This window comes from Njordella aestuarii, from assembly GCF_056494165.1.
The window spans coordinates 676448-695850 of sequence record NZ_CM151397.1 but is presented as its reverse complement, the minus strand read 5'-3'; the positions used below and the strand labels follow the sequence as shown (position 1 = coordinate 695850).

General features: G+C 51.3%; 18 protein-coding genes. 7 read left to right on the top strand and 11 right to left on the bottom strand.

Features of this window, described 5'->3' with window-relative positions:
* Nucleotides 1–94 precede the first annotated feature (94 nt).
* The 4 genes from SH451x_RS02715 (at nt 95) to SH451x_RS02700 (ending at nt 4491) form a co-directional block, all read left to right on the top strand.
* Nucleotides 95–904: a class I SAM-dependent methyltransferase gene (locus SH451x_RS02715; RefSeq protein ID WP_479360818.1), complete on the top strand. Its 810-nt coding sequence runs from the start codon at nt 95–97 to the stop codon at nt 902–904.
* 137 nt (nt 905–1041) lie between these two features.
* Nucleotides 1042–2568 (top strand): glycosyltransferase, encoded by a 1527-nt coding sequence (locus SH451x_RS02710; protein WP_479360817.1) that lies wholly within the window; start codon nt 1042–1044, stop codon nt 2566–2568.
* A 73-nt stretch (nt 2569–2641) separates the two neighbouring features.
* Nucleotides 2642–3523: a sulfotransferase family protein gene (locus tag SH451x_RS02705; protein ID WP_479360816.1), complete on the top strand. Its 882-nt coding sequence runs from the start codon at nt 2642–2644 to the stop codon at nt 3521–3523.
* Nucleotides 3524–3558: 35 nt separating this feature from the next.
* Nucleotides 3559–4491, top strand: a complete 933-nt coding sequence (locus tag SH451x_RS02700; RefSeq protein WP_479360815.1) for an FkbM family methyltransferase — start codon at nt 3559–3561, stop codon at nt 4489–4491.
* On the opposite strand, the gene SH451x_RS02695 is transcribed toward SH451x_RS02700, so the two are convergent.
* The 8 genes from SH451x_RS02695 to SH451x_RS02660 all read right to left on the bottom strand — a co-directional run bounded on the left by SH451x_RS02695 (nt 4488) and on the right by SH451x_RS02660 (nt 13988).
* Entirely contained in the window at nt 4488–5468 is a 981-nt protein-coding gene (locus tag SH451x_RS02695) for a 2-hydroxyacid dehydrogenase (RefSeq protein WP_479360814.1), read from the bottom strand. The genes SH451x_RS02700 and SH451x_RS02695 overlap by 4 nt on opposite strands.
* A 24-nt stretch (nt 5469–5492) precedes the next feature.
* Nucleotides 5493–5921, bottom strand: coding sequence for an RrF2 family transcriptional regulator (locus SH451x_RS02690; protein ID WP_479360813.1), 429 nt, complete (start codon nt 5919–5921; stop codon nt 5493–5495).
* Between the two features lie 37 nt (nt 5922–5958).
* The gene (locus SH451x_RS02685) at nt 5959–6759 is read right to left on the bottom strand and encodes a phosphoadenylyl-sulfate reductase (protein WP_479362872.1); all 801 of its coding nucleotides are present in this window, start codon (nt 6757–6759) and stop codon (nt 5959–5961) included.
* Nucleotides 6760–6934: 175 nt separating this feature from the next.
* Nucleotides 6935–10813 (bottom strand): hydantoinase B/oxoprolinase family protein, encoded by a 3879-nt coding sequence (locus SH451x_RS02680; protein WP_479360812.1) that lies wholly within the window; start codon nt 10811–10813, stop codon nt 6935–6937.
* Between the two features lie 109 nt (nt 10814–10922).
* Nucleotides 10923–11411, bottom strand: a complete 489-nt coding sequence (locus SH451x_RS02675; RefSeq protein ID WP_479360811.1) for a TadE/TadG family type IV pilus assembly protein — start codon at nt 11409–11411, stop codon at nt 10923–10925.
* A 37-nt stretch (nt 11412–11448) separates the two neighbouring features.
* A complete protein-coding gene (locus SH451x_RS02670) occupies nt 11449–12639 on the bottom strand; it encodes a vWA domain-containing protein (protein ID WP_479360809.1) in 1191 nt (396 codons plus the stop codon).
* A gap of 55 nt (nt 12640–12694) precedes the next feature.
* Nucleotides 12695–13159, bottom strand: a complete 465-nt coding sequence (locus tag SH451x_RS02665; protein ID WP_479360808.1) for a TadE/TadG family type IV pilus assembly protein — start codon at nt 13157–13159, stop codon at nt 12695–12697.
* 79 nt (nt 13160–13238) lie between these two features.
* The gene (locus tag SH451x_RS02660) at nt 13239–13988 is read right to left on the bottom strand and encodes a DUF4114 domain-containing protein (protein ID WP_479360807.1); all 750 of its coding nucleotides are present in this window, start codon (nt 13986–13988) and stop codon (nt 13239–13241) included.
* Nucleotides 13989–14409: 421 nt separating this feature from the next.
* On the opposite strand from SH451x_RS02660, the gene SH451x_RS02655 reads away from it, so the two are divergent.
* The 3 genes from SH451x_RS02655 (at nt 14410) to SH451x_RS02645 (ending at nt 16870) form a co-directional block, all read left to right on the top strand.
* The gene (locus tag SH451x_RS02655) at nt 14410–14742 is read left to right on the top strand and encodes a HesB/IscA family protein (RefSeq protein ID WP_479360805.1); all 333 of its coding nucleotides are present in this window, start codon (nt 14410–14412) and stop codon (nt 14740–14742) included.
* A 248-nt stretch (nt 14743–14990) separates the two neighbouring features.
* Entirely contained in the window at nt 14991–15494 is a 504-nt protein-coding gene (locus SH451x_RS02650; protein WP_479360804.1) for a hypothetical protein, read from the top strand.
* A gap of 227 nt (nt 15495–15721) precedes the next feature.
* Nucleotides 15722–16870 carry a fatty acid desaturase family protein gene (locus SH451x_RS02645; RefSeq protein ID WP_479360803.1) on the top strand — a complete coding sequence of 383 codons (1149 nt, stop codon included), beginning with the start codon at nt 15722–15724 and terminating at the stop codon, nt 16868–16870.
* A gap of 35 nt (nt 16871–16905) precedes the next feature.
* On the opposite strand, the gene SH451x_RS02640 is transcribed toward SH451x_RS02645, so the two are convergent.
* From SH451x_RS02640 to fae, 3 genes are all read right to left on the bottom strand, one after another.
* Nucleotides 16906–17475, bottom strand: coding sequence for a DUF6580 family putative transport protein (locus SH451x_RS02640; RefSeq protein WP_479360802.1), 570 nt, complete (start codon nt 17473–17475; stop codon nt 16906–16908).
* A 127-nt stretch (nt 17476–17602) separates the two neighbouring features.
* Nucleotides 17603–18469 carry an NAD(P)-dependent methylenetetrahydromethanopterin dehydrogenase gene (locus SH451x_RS02635; protein ID WP_479360801.1) on the bottom strand — a complete coding sequence of 289 codons (867 nt, stop codon included), beginning with the start codon at nt 18467–18469 and terminating at the stop codon, nt 17603–17605.
* A 159-nt stretch (nt 18470–18628) separates the two neighbouring features.
* The gene (gene fae / locus SH451x_RS02630) at nt 18629–19126 is read right to left on the bottom strand and encodes a formaldehyde-activating enzyme (RefSeq protein ID WP_479360800.1); all 498 of its coding nucleotides are present in this window, start codon (nt 19124–19126) and stop codon (nt 18629–18631) included.
* Nucleotides 19127–19403: the final 277 nt, after the last annotated feature.

Genomic DNA, 19403 nt, shown 5'->3' with positions numbered 1-19403 from the left:
AAAGCATGGGCTGAGTTCGGTAACTCGAAGGCCCAAAACAAACGTGAGCAAGGTAACCATAACCTTCTCGTTTAACGTACTGCAGGAACAAATCATGGGTACTGTCCTTAAGCCACTTGTCGCGCGGATGCGGCGGAAAATGCACGGTCCAGTGCCGAAGGCAGGTAATGTTGGCTTTCGCAGCGACCAACGCAACGGCTGGTTTAACGATGAAACTGGCGAACTCGCTAGCGGATTCCCTATTTGCTCCGAAGACACGTTCATCGACGTCGGCTGCGGCGATGGTGGCGTGAGTGTTTTTGCAGGTAACCAAGGCGCATCCGTCATTGCTACAGACATTTCTCAGGAATGTGTCGACAAGACTCTTGGCCGCCTGAAACGCACCAAAGCCAAATCATTTCGCGGCGAAGCAAGCGATACCAACCCGCTGCCAGTTGAATCCAACACCTGCACTCGAATCGCTTGTCTTGAAGTCCTGGAACATGTCGCTGATCCCAGCCAAGTGATCGAAGAATTGAAACGAGTCGCAACTCCCGGCGCACTCTTTCTGTTAGCGGTGCCCGATCCCGCAAGTGAAGCTGTCCAAAAAGATCTCGCGCCCGAGGCTTATTGGAAACATCCGAATCATATTCGCGTCTTTGAGCGTGCAGCGTTTGCAGACCTAGTTCAGAACGCTGGCCTCACCATCGTAAACCGCTCCTACAAAAGCTTCTTTTGGGCAATGTGGTGGACGCTGTTTTGGGCCGCCGAACAAGAATTCGGTGCTCAAGAAAAACCCGTGTTAGCACACTGGTCGCAAACCTGGAATGCACTCATGGATTGTCCAGGAGGTGATAAAATCGCAAATCGGCTTGACATGGTGATGCCCAAGAGTCAAGTCATTGTGGCGCAAAAGCCCATTTAAAGTCAGAGTTTTGCCAACAGCCCTTCGGAGCAAGCAAATCGACGCCCCGAGCAACAGCTACCCAAAATTCTTAAGCTAACAGCACTACTGAACTAGAGTCGGATTCAAGATAAATCGCTATGAAGAACGAGTCAATCATGTCGAATGAAAACGCGGAGAGCCGCGATTCAAACTGCAAGAAAGCGATCCTATTAACATGCTACATGACTGGATCAACAAGTGGCAAGAACCTAGGCACGCCTGGCTATTCGTACGACTTTGTCGCCAAGCTTTTCACGCGATTGCTTAGCAGACATGGTGAGGTCATTCCTGTTCCCGAACCCAAATTCAATTTGGAACAAGCAGCTATTGACGCTCGCAATCGTGGACTTGCTCCGATCCACGTCAGCTTTTTGCCATTCCAAGATGTTGTAATGTGCAAGGCGGCACCCAACGTAATCGTGCCTGCGTGGGAGTTCCCGGATGTTCCTGATCATGAATTCGATAACAATCCACGTAACAATTGGATTGCCATGGCCAACAACTCGGATATGGTCATCGTAGGAGGCCCCTTCACAGTTGACTCCATGCGACGCGGAGGTGCCACATGCCCGATCAGCGTTGTCCCGGTGCCTACACCCGAGTCCTATTTTGAACTGGCGGATTGGAACTACGACCAAAATATCACCGTGCCTTGTCGAGCGTACTGGCCGAAGTCGATTAATGGCGAACAAAAAGTTGAATACGAGACAAGGAAGAGCTGCTTCAAGCAAGCTCGACGCCAGTTTTCACAAGGATTACGGCAACTTTACAAGAGTGTACTGGGACCAGAAAACTATCAGAAGTTTTCTGATTCCATGAAGCATCGCAGAAGCGAGCGGCGTAGGAAACGCGCCACGCATCAAAGCGAGCCTGACACGCTGTACCTGAACCAGCCTAGCACTTCCGTTCTACAGCTCTCGGGTGTCGTTTACACCAGTATCTTTAATCCTGACGATGGGCGCAAGAACTGGCGAGACCTCTTGAATGCATACCTTTATGCATTGGGAGACAAAGAAGACGCTACTTTGGTTCTCAAACTGATCACCCGCAGACGCGAGGCTGCGGAACAAGTCATGCAGTACTATCAGGACCGCGACATTCCGCATCGCTGTAAGGTAGCCGTTGTGGTCGACTACATGTCCGAAGAGGCCCTTGCAACTCTCGCGCAAGCATCGACTTATTACCTGCAGACGACTAAAGCGGAAGGTAACTGTTTGCCGCTGATGAACTACCTTTCGGCCGGTCGACCAGGGATTTCGCCCGACCATTCCGCGATTGGTGATTACTTTGACAATTCATTGGGATGGGTAGTCGAGTCCCATGCCGAGCCAGCCGCGTGGCCCCATGACTCACGTTTGCGTTTGAGAACCTCGTGGGGACGATTGGTTTGGACATCATGCCGCGACAGTATTCGCGAAAGCTACGAGTTCTCCAAGGAGTCTCCTTCGCAATACAGCGCAATGTCAAACCGTTGTCGGGAAAAGATGATGAGTTGGGCAAGCTACGATGCTGTTTGGAAGCGGCTTAATGAGGCTCTTATGGAGCTCGAATCGCTCAAGTCCAATGAAGACACCGATGCACCTGTCATCCTTAAGTTACATGAGCATTCGGCTAAAGTTCAGCGTCAGCGGAAGGCAGCCTAGCTGTCAAAACAAATCGCATGACTTAACCTAACGCAAGCCGTCAAAGCTTGTGACGATCAATTGGATAGATAACGTGAAGATCGATTTCATTATCCCTGGATTCAGCAAATGTGGCACGACCACGTTAGCCGATATGCTAGGAAGTCATCCTGACGTATTCATGTGTCCTGGCAAAGAGCCAGGATACTTCGCCGAAAACTACAGTTTGGGTTGGCAGTGGTACGAGGATAGCTTCGTCGGCTACCAAGGTGAACGTTCGGTTTCTGAAGCCAGTACGACCTATTCTTCTGAAGAGTTCGCAGTCGTTGCATGTGAACGCATTTTGCAGCACTCCCCGAATTGCAAATTTATTTTTCTTGCTCGCGACCCTGTCAATCGGATGGAGTCGAGCTACCGAGAGATGCATGCCTCGGGTGACAAATACGGCATCGCTCCGCCATTTGACTTCACTGCAACATTAGATGCGTTGCCGAACATCATAGCCGATACAAAGTACTGGCGACTGATTAATCACTATCGGAAGCAAGTACCTGATTCTCAGATCCACGTCTTGTTTCTCAAGGATCTAAGGCGATCACCGGCCGAAGAGATCAACAAGTGTTTCGCGTTCCTCGGACTGGAAGCGATGGCACCGGAATCGATCCAACTCGCGCAGCTCAACCCCGCTGAAACAAAAACCTACGATACGCACTTGTATCGCTTCATTCGCACTTCGCCATTGCCAAGTCGGCTCTGGGCGAAACTATCGCCCCGTCGGCGCCAAAAGCTAATCACCAAATTCTCACTGAAAAAGCCGTTCAATCTTCCCGTCGTCTGGTCACCAAAAGCGCTTGAGTATTTCGAAGAGCATATCCGTCCCGAAGCTACTAGTTTTCTTGAGCACTACGGAAAATCACCTTGCTTCTGGAGTTTGGATGTGCGAGAACGTCAAATGAAGCCGCCAAGAGCAGCCTAGGTCTGCATTCGATCGTTAACAATAAAGCGTATGCCATGGTTAAGGCCATCGATAAAGTAAAGCTCATCTGCAAGAACCTCCGATGGTTGACTCGTAGCAGCGGTCTTGCGCACAGCGTTAATCATGCGAATGCTCGAATCGAAGTTCTAGAGCGTGCGTTACAGCGCATTCAGTCTTCGCTTGACAAACTACACTTGATCGAGAAATCAAAGTGCTACGCCTTCGGGCACCAGATGGATATCGATCCAGACGACAAAGTTATAACCAGCCATCTAAGCGAGCGCGGATGGTTCGAGCCTTTTGAGACAAAACTGGTTCAGGACCTTATCTTACCGGGGCAGGTCGTCTTCGATGTCGGCGCAAACATTGGTTACTACACGCTGCAGTTTGCAAAACTGGTCGGTCCCACTGGGCATGTCTACGCGTTTGAACCCGATCCAGCCAACTTCCGCTTGCTCTGCAAAAATGTGGCTCAAAACGGCTATGCAAACGTCACCGTGATCCAAAAAGCGGTGTCAGACAGCAGCTCAACTCTTCAACTTTACCGGAATCCTAAGAATTTCGGCGACCATCGGATCTACAAGACCGATGACAATCGCGACAGCATTGAAGTCCAGACCGTGTCATTAGACGAATATGCATCGCAAATTGACCGACCTGTGGACTTGATCAAGTTTGACATTCAGGGCGCTGAAGCAGTCGCCTTCGACGGGATGCAGAAACTGCTTGACGAAAACCGAAACCTCAAGATCATCACGGAGTTCTGGCCACGAGGCCTGACACTGACCGGCAATGACCCACGCACTTTTCTCGAAGCGCTCATAGACCGAGGCTTTGACGTTCACGTTATCGACGAACAGAACGAAAAACTCACGCAGTTGGACATCGATTACATTTTGGATCGCTATCCGGTTCAATACGACACAGACATTTACTTTACTAATCTGTACTGCAAGCGAGCAGCTTAGCTTCTTGTGGGAACTTTGTTGATAGGATACGGCATTGCCTTTCCATCCAAGGCCGCCAAGATATTTTCGGCGGCGCGCACGGCCATCGCATCGCGCGTGGCCTTGGTTGCAGAACCGATGTGCGGCAAGATAAAACAGTTGTCCAGTTCTCTCAACGTGCTATCGCCTGGTAGCGGTTCGGGATCGGTCACATCCAGTCCTGCTGCAAAAATCGTTTGAGCTTTCAAAGCTTCATACAAGGCAGCTTGATCCACAACGGGTCCGCGCGAGGTATTTACCAAGATCGATGTTCGCTTCATCTTGGAGAACGCCTCACTACCGAAAAGATGCTTCGTTTCCGAATTTAGATCGACATGGATGCTAATAACATCGCTCATAGCCAGTAGTTCATCATGGTCGACTCGACGAGCACTCAAACGATGGTCTACATCGTTTTTTGGGCTCCGCGAAGTGTACAGAACCTGCATGTCCCAGCCGTGATGACAGCGTTTGGCGACAGCTTCGCCGATACGTCCCATTCCGGCAATACCAAGCGTCTTCCCGACAAGGTCCATGCCTAACAATCCAATGGGATCCCAACTGCGCCAGCCTAGCTCGCGAACCATCCGCGTCGCTGCACCATAATTTCTTGCGGCAGCAAGAATCAGACCGAGTGCGATGTCTGCGGTCGCATCGGTTAAAACGTCAGGCGTATTCCCTAACTGAATGTCTCTCCTGGTGCCCGCGCTGACATCCATATTGTTAAAGCCAACAGCGTAATTCGCTACGGCCTTGAGTTGCGGACCGGCGGCGTCGAAATACTCTTCGTCGACCTTGTCGCCCAACATCGTAAGGATCGCGTCGGCTCCTTTGATGAAGGCCAACAGTTCGTTCCGACCGAGCGGCTCCGAATGGTCATGAACCACAACGGTGTGTTTCTCACGTAACTTGTCTATGCCGATGCTAGGTATCTGCCGAGTTACAACGACTTTAGCCATCCGGTTTGCCTTCCGAAAATCGATCTAGATGTGAAACATGTTGGATGCACTGGTCGCTTGTTCCAGCAGAGCATCCAAGCGGATACTTTCTAAATATTGCTGGGAATGGTTGTGCGCATCTAACCACACGTTATGGCTCAACTGTTCAATTGCCGACGCGCGAGGATCATGTACATTCTCCGACGGACAAGACCAAACCGACGCAATATCAGCCATTGTGATGGCCTCGGGCGGGCGGCTCAGTTTATAACCACCACTTGCCCCTCGCACGCTCGACACAAGGCCGTACGATCGCAGCTGATTAAGAATCTGCGTCAGGAAAGGAAGTGGAATATTGTGGTTGTCGGCGATATCGCGCACGCAGGTCAAACCGTTGCGTTGATACTGCAAGGCTAGTTCAATCATTGCGATGGTTGCGTAGTGAAGTCGTGCCGAGATTGGATTGTTTGCCATTGGTCTAAATGTACTGATCTATTAAATCGATTGACAGTTAATCCTGAGTGTGCAGACCGCATTCGGTCTTACCTTTACCACTCCATCGCCCCGCGCGCTCGTCCTCACCCGATCCAGTGGCTCGCGTGCAAGGCCAGCAGCCGATGCTTGGATAGCCCTGATCATGCAATGGATTGTAAGGCACTTTCTTGTCAAGCAAGTACTTCCAAACGTCGCTCTTGGTCCAGTTAGCCAAGGGACTGACCTTGACCAAGTGGAACTTCTTATCCCAACCAACAATGGGAGCCTTCGCTCGATCTAAACTTTGATCACGACGGATCGCGCTCGCCCAAGCATGTAGACCTTTGGCTGCATCCTGCAGCACAGCAAGCTTTCTGTCGCCGCAGCACTGATTGGGATTGTGAGTATAAACAGGCCCCCCGTGCAACTGCTCGTACTGCTCAACTGTTAACTTCGGCCGCCGCAGTTCTACTTGAATGCCATATTTTTCGCGAATCGTGTCGACTAGCTCAAGAGTTTCTTTGAACTGATACCCAGTGTCCAAATTAAAAATCGGTGTCTGAGGCGCAATTTCTGCGAGCATCGCAATAATCGACATGCCCTCGGGACCGAAAGCGGTCGCCATCGAAAACCGGGGAGCAAACCGCTCAATCGCATACTCAAGAATTGCCAGCGGACTCTTATCCTCCAGACGAATGCTAGCTTCCGCCAGCTCATTGAGAAGATCTTCGGTCGGCAGCAGCGGGGGGGCAGCAGCCAGACTTCCAGCCGCAAACGGATCCCCTAGCGGAAGCCGAACTCCAGCAATCTCGTTGTATTTCTTCGTTGTCTCGGTCATCTGATCTTCAACAGCAGTCATGGCAGTCGATTCCGTTTTCGCTTGCACACGCAAAACCCTTACAAAAAGCGGCCGTCGGAACATCTATCGGCACAAACAAGCCACCCGCTGGAGAAATACTACAAATCAGATCAAATTAGTCAAGTTTAGATCGGGCAAATTTGTCTATTTGCGATTAAACATTCCCGAAGCCGCCGCCGCCCGGAGTTTCTATCCGAATCCTATCGCCAGCCACGACATTCATTTGAACACTGGCTGCCAGCTCCTTTTCCTCGCCCGCGGCCCCAATCCAGAAGTTGCATCCCGACTCGCCATTTTCACCGCCTCCCTGCCCATAAGGAGAATAGGGTTGGCGACGAGAAGTGATCAGCGACACGGTCAAATCCGTTTGAAACTCTAATTCGCGGATCATGCCATTGCCGCCGCGTCTCTTTCCCGCACCACCACTCCCTTGGCGGACCCGCAGTTGGCGAAGCACAATCGGGTACCTTTTCTCGATCACTTCGGGATCGGTCAACCGCGTATTCGTCATATGGCTATGAACCGCATCGGCGCCGTCCGCCGCCTCCGTTGCTCCGGTTCCGCCCCCCAAAGTCTCATAGAATCCGAACTCGTGGTTGCCCATGAGAAGATTATTCATCGTCCCTTGACTTGCACCGCATACGCCCAAGGCTCCCAGCAAGACATCGACTACTCTTTGGCTCGTTTCCACATTCCCTGCACCTACAGCGGGACGATCTTCAAGCCTATCGGTTAAGACGGGATTTAGAATCGAATGCGGCACTACAATCTTAAGAGGTCGGAACGCTCCGCTGTTCATGGGAAAGTCGTCTTTGATCATGCATCGCACCACATACAGCACGGCGGCATGCACGATTCCGATAGACGCATTAAAGTTTGCTCGCGATACCGGTCCGCTACCTTCGAAATCGATGACAAGTTGTTCGTCACGAAAATCCAGCTTCACTGCGATCGTTGTCCCATCATCTAATTGATCCGAAAACGAAAGTGTTCTGGGCGACAGCGATGCGATCCAATGCTTTACCTTTGTTTCGGTCAGGCTGAGGATGCTTTCGATCGTATTGCTGATCTCCTCGAAACCAAGTTCATCGACTAAGTCCTGCAGCGCCGATACTCCGCGGCTATTGGCTGCTGTTTGAGCCGCCAGATCTGCCATGTTCTGTTTTACAAGTCGCGAAGGGAACGGCGAGTTCGACAACAAGTCACGAATCTTATCGCTACAGTCGCTACCACCGTGGGTCAGATGCTGCATTGGAATGATCACACCTTCTTCAACTAACCTAGTAGCTTTCGGAGTCATCGAGCCAGGAGCGATGCCGCCGATTTCAGCATGATGGGCTCGATTCGCCACGTAAAAGACAATCTCTGAGCGATCCTTGGCAAACACGGGCGTAACTACTGTTACATCTGGCAAGTGAGAGCCACCGCAATAGGGATCGTTGGTTATGTAGCTATCGCCAGGCAGCTTCTCGGGGAAAGACTTGATCGCATGCTCCACGGTAGCTTGCATAGCGCCTAGATGCACTGGGACGTGAGGAGCATTGGCTAACAACTGCCCGTGTCTATCGAAAACTGCGCAGGAAAAGTCGCGTCGGTCACGAATATTCACGCTGATCGCGGTTTGTTCTAAAACGATTCCCATCTGCGAAGCGATCGCGGCGAAGCGTTGTGCCAAGACCTCGCGGAACACTTGGGCCTGGGCAGCAGTTCGCTTTTCGCCGATTGCTGCTGGCGTCGCTTTCTTTCTTTGAGTTGCCACGATCGATCCATCGTGGCAGACCATCCCAACCCAACCGGCCTCGATAACGGTTGTGTGCGACGCTGACAGCACGATTGCTGGACCGTGAATCAGTGTACCGCTCACCAAGTCAGAACGCCTAACAACACTAGCACTGGACCACGTTCCATCGTACATTCGGTGCTCGCTGCTCGGAGGCAATTTGTTTTCTAAATCGAGACTTTGTGACAACTGATCCAGTTCGGCTACAGTCGGTGTTGGCCACTCAACGTCCGATTCGACTTGAGCCAATATTCGGATCGCTGTAACTTCGATTGGAAGCTCACGGCGACTGTAGCCGTATCGTGTGGCGTGCGCGTTATGGAAATCGTCTGGAATCGATTCGAATGATGACCATTCTAGAGGAATCGTCCGATCAGTGCCAACCGTCCTCATTTCGATCGTACGTTTAAACTGGATCGAACTCAGGTCCAGACCTTCGTTCTGCAGCTCGGTGGCAGCAGCTTCTTCGAGCTGACTAAATTCGCTATCCAGGCTGTCAGCATGGCAATCGACGAGTGGCTGGTAGACAGGCTTACTTGTAGTGCGAGTTATCGCGGCCAATCCCATCCCCAGAGCGCTCAAAATTCCGGCATCCAATGGATCAAGTATGGTCGAAATGCCCAAAAGCGATGCTATTTCGCAGATATGCTGCCCCGCAGCTCCACCGAACCCCACCAGCATATGCTCGCTTGGCTCGGCACCTTCCGCAATCGTTATTGAACGAACAGCTGCCGCCATTTGCTCGTTGGCAATCCTTCGTAATCCAGCAGCTAGCTCAATCGCAGCCTCATCCCCTTCAGGCAACTGCGCTTCACGGCATAACCGATTGAGGGCCTTGCGAGCTGCAGCGTGATCAACCGCGAATGGTAATGCATCTTCGGGAAGTCGCCCTGTAAGTAGATTCAAATCGGTTACCGTTAGCGGCCCGCCTCGGCTGTAGCAAGCGGGTCCCGGATTCGCGCCCGCTGATTGTGGGCCAACGTGCCACTGAACACCATCAAAGCTGCAGACAGAACCGCCACCGGATGCGACCGTGTGTATGTCGAGCGCGGGAGTGAGAAGCCGGACGTTGGCTTTGACGGTTTCAAATTTGAGAGTCGGTGCTTCCGAGATGCGGCACACGTCGGTACTAGTCCCTCCCATATCAAGCCCGATAAGCTTTGAACGAACTCTTTTTAGCTGCGGTCCTTTCGTATTACCCATAGAGAGCGAGAGACGGTCCAGCGCGACCACGCCGCCCGCCGGGCCCGACAATACACTGTCTTTGCCGCCATAACTGCGGAAGTCGACCAAGCCGCCGGCGCTTGTCATGACGCGCAAACGTTGACCATCCTTGCCACCGAATTGTTGATGGAGTCGATTTAAATAGGAACGCACTGTTGGCCCCAGATACGCATCGATCACAGTCGTTTCGCAGCGGTCTACCCATTTCGCGATTGGAGAAATTTCGCTGCTGACCGAAACATTCGCAAATCCAAGCGACCTTGCAATAGCGGCCACCTTTTGTTCATGAATCGGATTCGCATACGCGTTTAGAAATGAGATGGCAATCGATTCGATGCCATCCGCTTGCATTTCCTGCAAAACCTTTCTGGCATGGGACAGATCAACATGTGTTTCAATTTTACCCGAAGATCGAATGCGTTCATGCACACACCTAACCTTCTCGTAGATCGGAGCCCGTTTATGCACCTCTAGCGAAAACAATTCTGGCCGGTCCTGATGTCCTATCAACAGCAAGTCTTCAAACGGCGAAGTCAGCAGCAGGGCAGTACGACTGCCGTTCCTGGTCAATAGTGCATTCGTGCCTCGCGTCGTTCCAAGCCTAACATCTAAATGGTCATGAAGTGGTTTTGCAATCGGGATATCCAACAGTAGATGAGCTGCCAGAACCGGAGCTTCAAACCCACATATCAAGTCCACGCTTACGGCAGCTTCAATCAGGGCCGAACTCTGAACTAGTGCAACCCGAAAATAGTTCGAAGAGGATTCCGAACCGACCACGCGGGTCTCTCCAAGTAATTCTCCGTTTTGATCCCGGAATCGAATGACCGCGGTATTCCAGAACTCGCGAGACGTTGACGACAACTTTAATTGTACGCAACTTGGGTCGATCCACTTCATGATCGATGCGTGCGTCACACCCGAGCTCAAAACTTTCAGTCGCGATCTCTGCGAACCAGAAAGTGCGGAAGATGCATCCAGAATGGTGTCTGTAAAGGTACCACCAACATCGCACCAGATACGCAACACGTTTGACTCCTATCGCGGGTTCAGAATGACCGAATGCGATAGATCTTATCCGCAATGCGATTTATGGTCGATGCGCAAGACTTGGGTCGCGACCAATTAATTCGCAGGCCTAAGTGTCGATAGGCTCGCCATCATTATCGCCGACTTCGTCGTCCACATCGGGCTTAATCAAGTAAGATTGATTTTCATGATCTAAGACGATCGTAGCGGAGATTTCTGGCTCCATAAAGAACCGACCGGGAATCCAGGAGTTCTCAACAACGTTGCACGTAATCGTTACGCTAACAGTCTCTGTAAGTTCGGTGAAGACTGGGGGCGAAACAGAAATCGACTTGGCTTTGATGCCCGCTGCAGACAACACTGTGTTGGCCCGCGCTTCCACGTCGTCTTTGCTTCTTCCTTGAATTATGCCGGTCCGGCATGCTTCATAGGCGGCCTGATCAAGAGTATGACGTGTAAAAAAGATGCGGGAAAACTCAAAACATGCGATCAGAACGACGAAGAAGATTGACGACACGAGAGCAAATTCAACGGTGAATACGCCAAGTCGATTGCACCGGTGCAAACTTTTCAAGCGGCTGCGTGTTACGTTCTTCATATTGATTGATTGGGAGTTATCGAAAGCTGCTATCGTGTTACTGGGTTAGCATCGCTGGCAGTGTCTCTGCTATTTCTTGAAATACATCGTTGAGCGTTTCCGCATCGGGTGCGTTATAGAAATGCCCGCCTCCGGCAGCTGCGATGGCTTGCATCAACTCAACGTCCGCTTGTGCGCTAAAGGCAATCGTATTGACCTTTATATTTAGCTCACGTGCCACGTTCGCGAGCTCAACTGGACTTGACCCTTGCGTTAGCACGCCGTCGCTCAGGAGCACGATTACTTTTGTCGATGTAATTCTACTTTTTGCCGGATCGGTCAGTGCGGCGATCCCCTCTCGAAGTCCAGCGGAAATGTTTGTATTTCCGATCAATGGCTTGCTGCCAATCTGGTCCATAATGCCTGTGATGCCAACAAAGTCGTCGCTCAGCGGCATATCGATCGACGCAACGGTTGATGACCAAACGCCAAAATTAAAATTGCTCGCATAGGACGCCAGTGCAACTCGTGGTTCGTAGGGACTGTCTTTCAAAACATCGGAGAAGACACCGACAGATTCCGTCAGTGCCGCCCAACGACTTAGCACTGGGTCTGGAAGATCGACGTAACGTTGATTCAAGGCGAATCGACCGTCTTGCCCGGGATATTGAAATGGTATGTTCGAGAGATCCCAAGCCATTGACCCAGAACGATCCACAACCAAGGCGACGTCAATATCTATTCGCGTAGCGACTGCATCACGTACTGGGCTGAATTTGTTTGGATTGAACACCGTGTTCATCAATAGAATCGGAGCGCCCCCGTCGCCGAGCGTGTCCAAATCTGATCGGACGCGTACTGAGTTCAAGTTTGCTGATCCATCGCTCGCCGCAGTAAACGTAAATTTTCCATCATTCGACTTGGTCGATCTTCCAAAAACGATGTCCGCGTCCGCAAGTACGAATGGCTTACCGGCAACACTATAACCTGCAGCAATCTCATGCGCTTTTTGTCTTGCTTGCTGAGGTGATTGCGTTAGCCCTAATGTTATTGAGGCTGCTTTTGCAGCAGCGTCGGTCGCCATCCTTTGCTCAGTTCCAACGACTTCCATGTAAGCTAGATTCACCGACATTCCGCCCACGATCGCCACCGCAGCGAAAGCAGCGACAGCAAGCACAAGGATCGAACCGCTTCGATTTCGTGAGGAAGGTCGTGTTCGGTGTGACTTTAGCGGATGACGAATATTCATGATTGGACTCTTGCCAGGTAACTCAATATTGGACTTTGAAAGTTAATCAGCACAACTACTCCCGCAGCATTGTCGCCTTGACCGTGATTTGCCCCTGATCCTTTAGAACAAACCGAGTTGCCGTATTTGCTGCCCAGGGAACTTTTATTTCGACGGTTATTGGACTTCCAGTACTTATATCTTTAAACGTCGCTGGGCTGACCGTAACAGTTGCTCCGATGACTCGACGATTCGTGAGAATGCTTTGGCATCGATTAACAATGTCTGCTGGGTTGGATGATTTTCTAGCCGCTAGTCGGATGCCTTCATAAGTAGCAACAACGGCGGTTTGACGAAGGAACAGCCTTTGACAAATTTCAATCGTACCCAACACAAGAATTAACAAGAGCGGCAGAACGACAGCCATCTCGACCGTTGCTATCCCACGACGCAATGGTTTGCGCACGTGCAAGCGAGCCCCGCGAAGGTTGCTAGCCTTCTCGCTGGTCGATTTCACTTGAGTAATAGTCTGCGGTTCCATGTTGTGGTACGAGTAAGACTTTCAATCGTCTGAAAGTTAGCACCTGCTTTCCTTTCAAACGACTTGCTACAGGAGTTTGCTAGTGAGGATATTCTGCATTTATGTTTTCGAAACCAACGTCCACTACGAACAAGCAGTCGTTGTAGTCAAGGTCACCACCACCGATGATGTCTTCGTAACCAATTAAGATCATGGATGTGCCGGGGACGTGATAAGCGACCACATGCTGTAGGTTGTCCGAGTTTTTGGAAACGTCGTTCCAAAGCCAAGTCTGCCCGCCGTTGGCTCCATTAGAGATCAAAAAGAAGTCGAGTTGATAACCGTTCCCGCCGCGGCCAATTTCTACAAAATCCCCTTCACGAAGCGGTTCTGTCTTAGTCCGTTTACTTCCGGCCGAAGCATCTGGGAAAATCAAATAAGGTGTTCCCGGCGTTTCGGAACCGGCCGGCGTAAAAGCGAATCCCAAGGAGTTGTGATAACCTGCTCCTTCTGCCAGGAAATACACTCGGATCGTCTCGACAGCTTCCTGTCGTAGAAAGAGTTTATTAGCATCCAGTTTGAGGCTGCTTACGTTCGAAAGCGGTACGCTTTCCGCCAAGTTTTCATTGATGATTTGGCGGAGGGCGGGCAGATTGTTTTGATAAAAGCTTTCGGCTTTTGCGTCCGAACGTGCGGCTTGAACGTACGACACGATCGGTAAATTAAATGGTCGGACCGTTGCTTGAGGCTTAGCCGGTGTCCCGGCGATTGCGGTTAATGTCGATACGGACATAACTACGAGAACGCAGGAACAGATGAGAATTCGACGAACGAGGTGGCTGTACTTCATGTTGGAACCCAGACCTATCGGATGGGAGAGTAGGGGGGAGACGAAGATGGCGAGATGAGGCTTCGGGGCCGGAATTGGTGGCTCTTACTGAAACGTAGCTTTAATTCTGTGCCCGGGGGGAAGTTTTTTACGGGATTTTCTTACGCCGAGACATCAAAACCGTTAAAAACACCCGAGGTCCCCAGTTAATCCATGTGGCCGTCGCCTTCAAAAGTTTCCTCTGTAGTTGGAATTTCCCAAGTTTCACAAGGGAATTTTCGAAACCGGACGCGGGCGAGACCGTATGAAAGAGTCTGGATCTCGTCGACATTCCGTTCCCTCGCAATTTCCAACTTGCTAAGATCGCACAGTTGACGAATAATTGAGCCAGACGCCACTCCGTTTGGCATTTTTTGATATTTGATCGCAAGGGTTATAATTCATGGCTATTCAACTGACCGAGTCGGCAGCAGACCAAGTAAGAAAATTCAAGTCCGAAGGAAATTGGGGCGACGAAGCATTCCTAAGAATTGGTGTCACCAGCGGTGGCTGTAGCGGTTTGAGCTATTCGTTGGTTTTCGACGATTCGTTCGATGAGTCGAAGGACACACGTTACGATCAACACGGAGTTTCCGTCGTAGTTGACAAGAAAAGCTCGCTTTATTTGGACGGCACAAAGTTAGACTGGCATCAGAGCCTCGATCGCCAGGGCTTCACTTTCGAAAACCCGAACGTCGTGAAGAGTTGCGGTTGCGGAAGCTCTTTCCAAGCATAAGGTCCCCTTCCGCAATGCTGGTTTATTAGCTGTTGCGACTGTACTTTCACAATTCAAGGACCAGTAGCTTTACTAAGTTGCTGGTCTTTTTTTCTGCGCTTCGCGGGATGCATCTTTCAAGAGCGAGGGGAGACAAAATTGAGCCGCCGCACGCGTCTGCGAGTTACCACAGGCTCCGCGTAGAGTTATCATGAAGGGGTAGTTTACCTCTCACGCCAAAGCGCAGCCTGCGCAGATCTGGCCAAGCCATGCAATTGTTCGTCCTACGTCCAACGTTTGAAATTCCACTTGCGGACGACCGGGAACAGGTGATTGCGAAACTGGACGAAGCTTACCGACGCATCGGCGCTAAAGATTCGTTCTTCATGCATGGCGAATACGGCGAACTTCATCTACCCGTTTCCGAACATCGACTATGGTCGCCGCATTTGTCGTTTTATCTTTTTATGAAAAACCATCATTGCACGCTTTGTGGCCGGTTTGCACCTCGGGTAGAAGTTTGGACCTTTGTTTGGATCATCTATCTAGCCATGTCGTGCATCACCTTCTTTGGACTCGTGCTGGGCTATTCGCAATGGGTCGTCGGTGAAACTACTTGGGGTTTCTGGGCAGCCGCAGCGGCTTTGCTAATCATCGTCGTCCTGAACGTTGTAGCGCATGTGGGCCAGCAGTGGAGCGCCGACCAGATGCATTCTCTGCGAGATCGATTGGACCTTATTCTCACTAGCTCTGAAATCCATCCAGCTCGATGACTCTGCACGAACGTACAGATTGATGATTTAGTCAGCAAATGTAATTTCATGCTTGTCGCTTGACTCAAACTCACAGAATTTCAAAATTCGTTGTGATTCTTTTAGCTCAACTGACGATTAATGGCATTGAGACGGAATGCAGCTTGCTCGCGTAAATGCAGCAACGACTTCTGTCTTGGGCAATTGGCCGTGATCCTGAATTAACGCATGAAAAGACTTTGCAAACCATGACATCTGTACATGTCGAAAGCGAAACAGGGAGCACTTCTCGCTTTTCGCTCCGTGAGGCTCGAAGTTTAGTCAAAGGCCTAAACAATCCGTCGCAACTCGTATTCTGGACAGACTTTCTCGCTTCGATCTTAACGGGACATGTCTTGTTCCAAGCACTCTTGTTGCACGATCGCTGGTTAACCGGCAGCGAAGCTTTTACGTGGACCGTTCGGGGAGTTCTTTACACGGCGACGGTGCTCTTGTTTTTACGAGCTGCCATGTTCACGCATGAGCTTGTGCACTTGCCGAAGGAAGGTTTTGGCGCATTTCGATTTGCATGGAATTTGCTGTGCGGTATTCCCTTCATGATACCTTCGTTCATGTACTACCCGCATGTCGATCATCACCGCCGAAAGAGCTATGGCACCGAAGAAGACGGCGAATACCTCAATCTTTCACATCAACCTCCCAGGGCGATTGTCGTCTACATGTTGCTGACTCTGGTGACACCATTGGCTGGGTATTTGAGATTTGCCGTGCTGAGTCCGTTGGGTTGGATTTTTCCGGCCGTGCGTCGATGGAACTTCCGTCGCGCGTCGACAATGGTCATGGACGTCATGTACCAACGTCCGGAAGCCGGCAAGCGCGTAATGAGGACTATGCTGCTGCAGGAAGTCTTGTGCTTTCTGGTGGCGATGTGGATTGCCTTTCGCATGCCTCTCACCACGGGTCAGTGGTACGATCCGCTATGGTTGCAGGCCTACTCGGTTGCTCTAGGACTGCTGGTGATGAACAACGTGCGAACGCTGGGCGCACACCGTTGGACAGGAGAGGGATCCGAGTTAACTTTCGAGCAGCAATTGCTGGACTCATGCGACTATCCCTATCGTCCTTGGATCACGGAACTGTGGGGACCGACTGGCACGAGATATCATGCTACGCACCACCTTTTTCCAAGTATTCCTTATCACAATCTTGGGAAAGCACACCGCGCGTTAATGGCAGGTCTGCCAGTTGATAGCCCGTTCCGTGAAACGGTTAAGGTATCCTTGCTTGCCGAAGTTGCCGAACTGTGGCGACGTTCAGCTCAAGCGTTTTCGCAGAAATCGACCAATGTAGCGGCCCCAGCACAACGGCCAGAAGCTGACCGCCAGAAAGCGGCATAGAACCGCAAATGTTGTGGTGGGGCTTGCGACGGTGATTACTGGTCGGTCGTCGCTTGCACAGGAGCTGTTCGCAGCGAGTTTGCTGCACCGAATGCATAGAACGCAGCAAACACGACCGGGGTGAGAACAAGATCTCCAAAAAATGTACCCCGAGCAAAGGGGATCGCTGCCACATAGCAATTGAACAGACCGGCTGGTGTTGAAGCATAACCCATGCGTGGGTCTAGCCAGCATCCAAAGTTGCTGAGCAAGAAGAAGGCTGCCGAACCCGCAATTGCCGCCACCGCCGCACCAGCGACGGATTGTCGATTTCGTAAGAGCATCCCAATCAACCCCATTGCCGCAAGACCAGCGTAGTTGAAGAGCATGGCAGGAGCGGCATAGAGCCCGAGGTATGTCCCGTTGAGATAGTTGCCAACAATGTCGCTGAACACCAATGCGGCCACAGGTAGCAGCCAAGCGACTGGGCCCCGAAGAAAACAACCGCAGAAGATTGCAAGAGCGCCGAACAAGCCGAAATTCTCCCAAAGTGGAAGATTCACTAGCTTAAGAGCAACAGCGGCAATCGCCAAGAAGGATGCGGTGATAAGGGCTGTGCGCGTCATATTTTCAGCGGAAGGATTTAGTTTGGATTGGTAATCTGTGCCGTTCTGCACCCACGTACCGTATCACGCCTGTCAAGTTTTCTCAAGCCTGAGTGGTGGACAAGTCACATGCGGATAACTGGAAAGCTCAAATTCCCCGTCCTATTTCCAGCATTTCGAGCGCATCCAACACGACCCCACGCTGCTGAAACGCCGTCCGGATGGCCGCTTTGTGGATTTTCATTTTCAATCCGCCGACCGAAAGAGCACCATAGTCGGATCGTCCGACTCGTTCTTCGGCTTTATCCATCGCCCCAATTCCTTCCAGCCCAGCAGGGGACACCGCGTTCAGGTCGATGGCAACTTTTAGATTTTTGGCTGCCTCGAGTTGATCGCGGGATAGCAGCTGCACGCCTGCGGCGCCGCAGGCCACCAATAGCTCGCAACCGGAGAGCTGTTGGTTCAATTCTGCCACGTCGTCATAACCAAAGGGAACAAGCTCGCACGAACTCGCTTTACTATCGGATGCGATTTCGTCCGCAACTTTCTTCGCTTTAGTGGCCTCTCTTGAACCGATGCCTAGCTTTGCTCCCTGCTGAGCAAGCAACATGCAAACACGCTTTCCAACCGCGCCCGTTGCTCCCAGGATCAACGCCTGCGTTCCGGCCAAATCGAGATGCTTCATAGCCGTAAGGACGGCGGCGCAGGCTGTCGAATTTGCACCGTTGCTGTCCAGCACGACGGAAACTCGCAGCGGGTCGAACATAGTTTTCACGACCTGCTGCAAGACCGCTTCTCCAGCCTGTAGATCAGCCCCCCCGATAAAAATCGCAGTGGACTGCAAATCGCTGGGGCTGCGCGTGAAAATCGCACCGTGGACAAGCGATTCGACGTTATCTCGCGAGATACCTCCATATTGAAGCAGATGATCGACGCCCGCATCAATTGCGACGACAGCGTCAAAAGAGCTCGGGCGCAAGTCTGTATCAAGCTGCAATAAGATCTTAGGTTTCACAGTCTTTCCATCGATCTGTTCAAGAGGTAGTCCAACGTCAAACAGAACCGCTAGCGCTTACCCCTGAAGTTGACTGTGGTCGTTTCGGCGACAAAGCAGCGCACAGTCAATCGTTGAGGTACAAGACGCGATACAGTAACGCGTCCGAAGACGTTTCGACTAGAACCCACGGAATGGGTGAGCTGCCGAATCCTTTTGTGCCAGCATCTCATCAGCGGAAGGCTTGCCCTTCATCGCATTGTGAATCGCATCCTTTGTCGCTTGGTAGTTGTAGTCGTAGATTTTCTTGTCATCAGCCGCGGCTGGATGGATAAAGACTCCGCAGACGATCACTAGATTCTCGGCTTGGTCTTTTGGAATGGTGCTGTCAGCTACGCTGTCAGCGACAGCCTTGGCAACGGCGGCTTGAGCAGGGCCAAACATCTGCACAGCTTGCTTCATGCCTTTGATCGTCACTTTCGTGATCATGACGGTTGCTGGTTTTACAGCGACGTTTGGCGAGAGGACAGCCAGAAGATTGGTGTGCCCGGCCGATTGGGTGGCCAACGCATTGGCAAAAGCGGTGCCGACAGGGCCGTCTTTGCTGCCAACCATAAGGTCAATGTGGGCAATTTCGTTGCCATCGCCGACCAAAGCTTCACCGATAAACATGGACATGAGTCTTCTCCTGAGGATAATATTGGAAGGGTTTCAAAGCGACTGTGTTGTTGCAATCTGCTGCCGCGATTGCCGCAGAGCGTAGCAGAGTGCTACATTTTGCCAATGACCGCTTGGTCTGACCATAGGGTGTGAGGACAGACCGTTTAAGCCATTTAATTCGATTGTTCTGCACTTTAGGCGGTCGTAAAGTACGGAATTCATTGGAAATCGAGAGCTTTTGGAGTTAGAGTGTGATTGCTCTAACAACCTCGAACCTCGTCTTGGTATAGGCTTT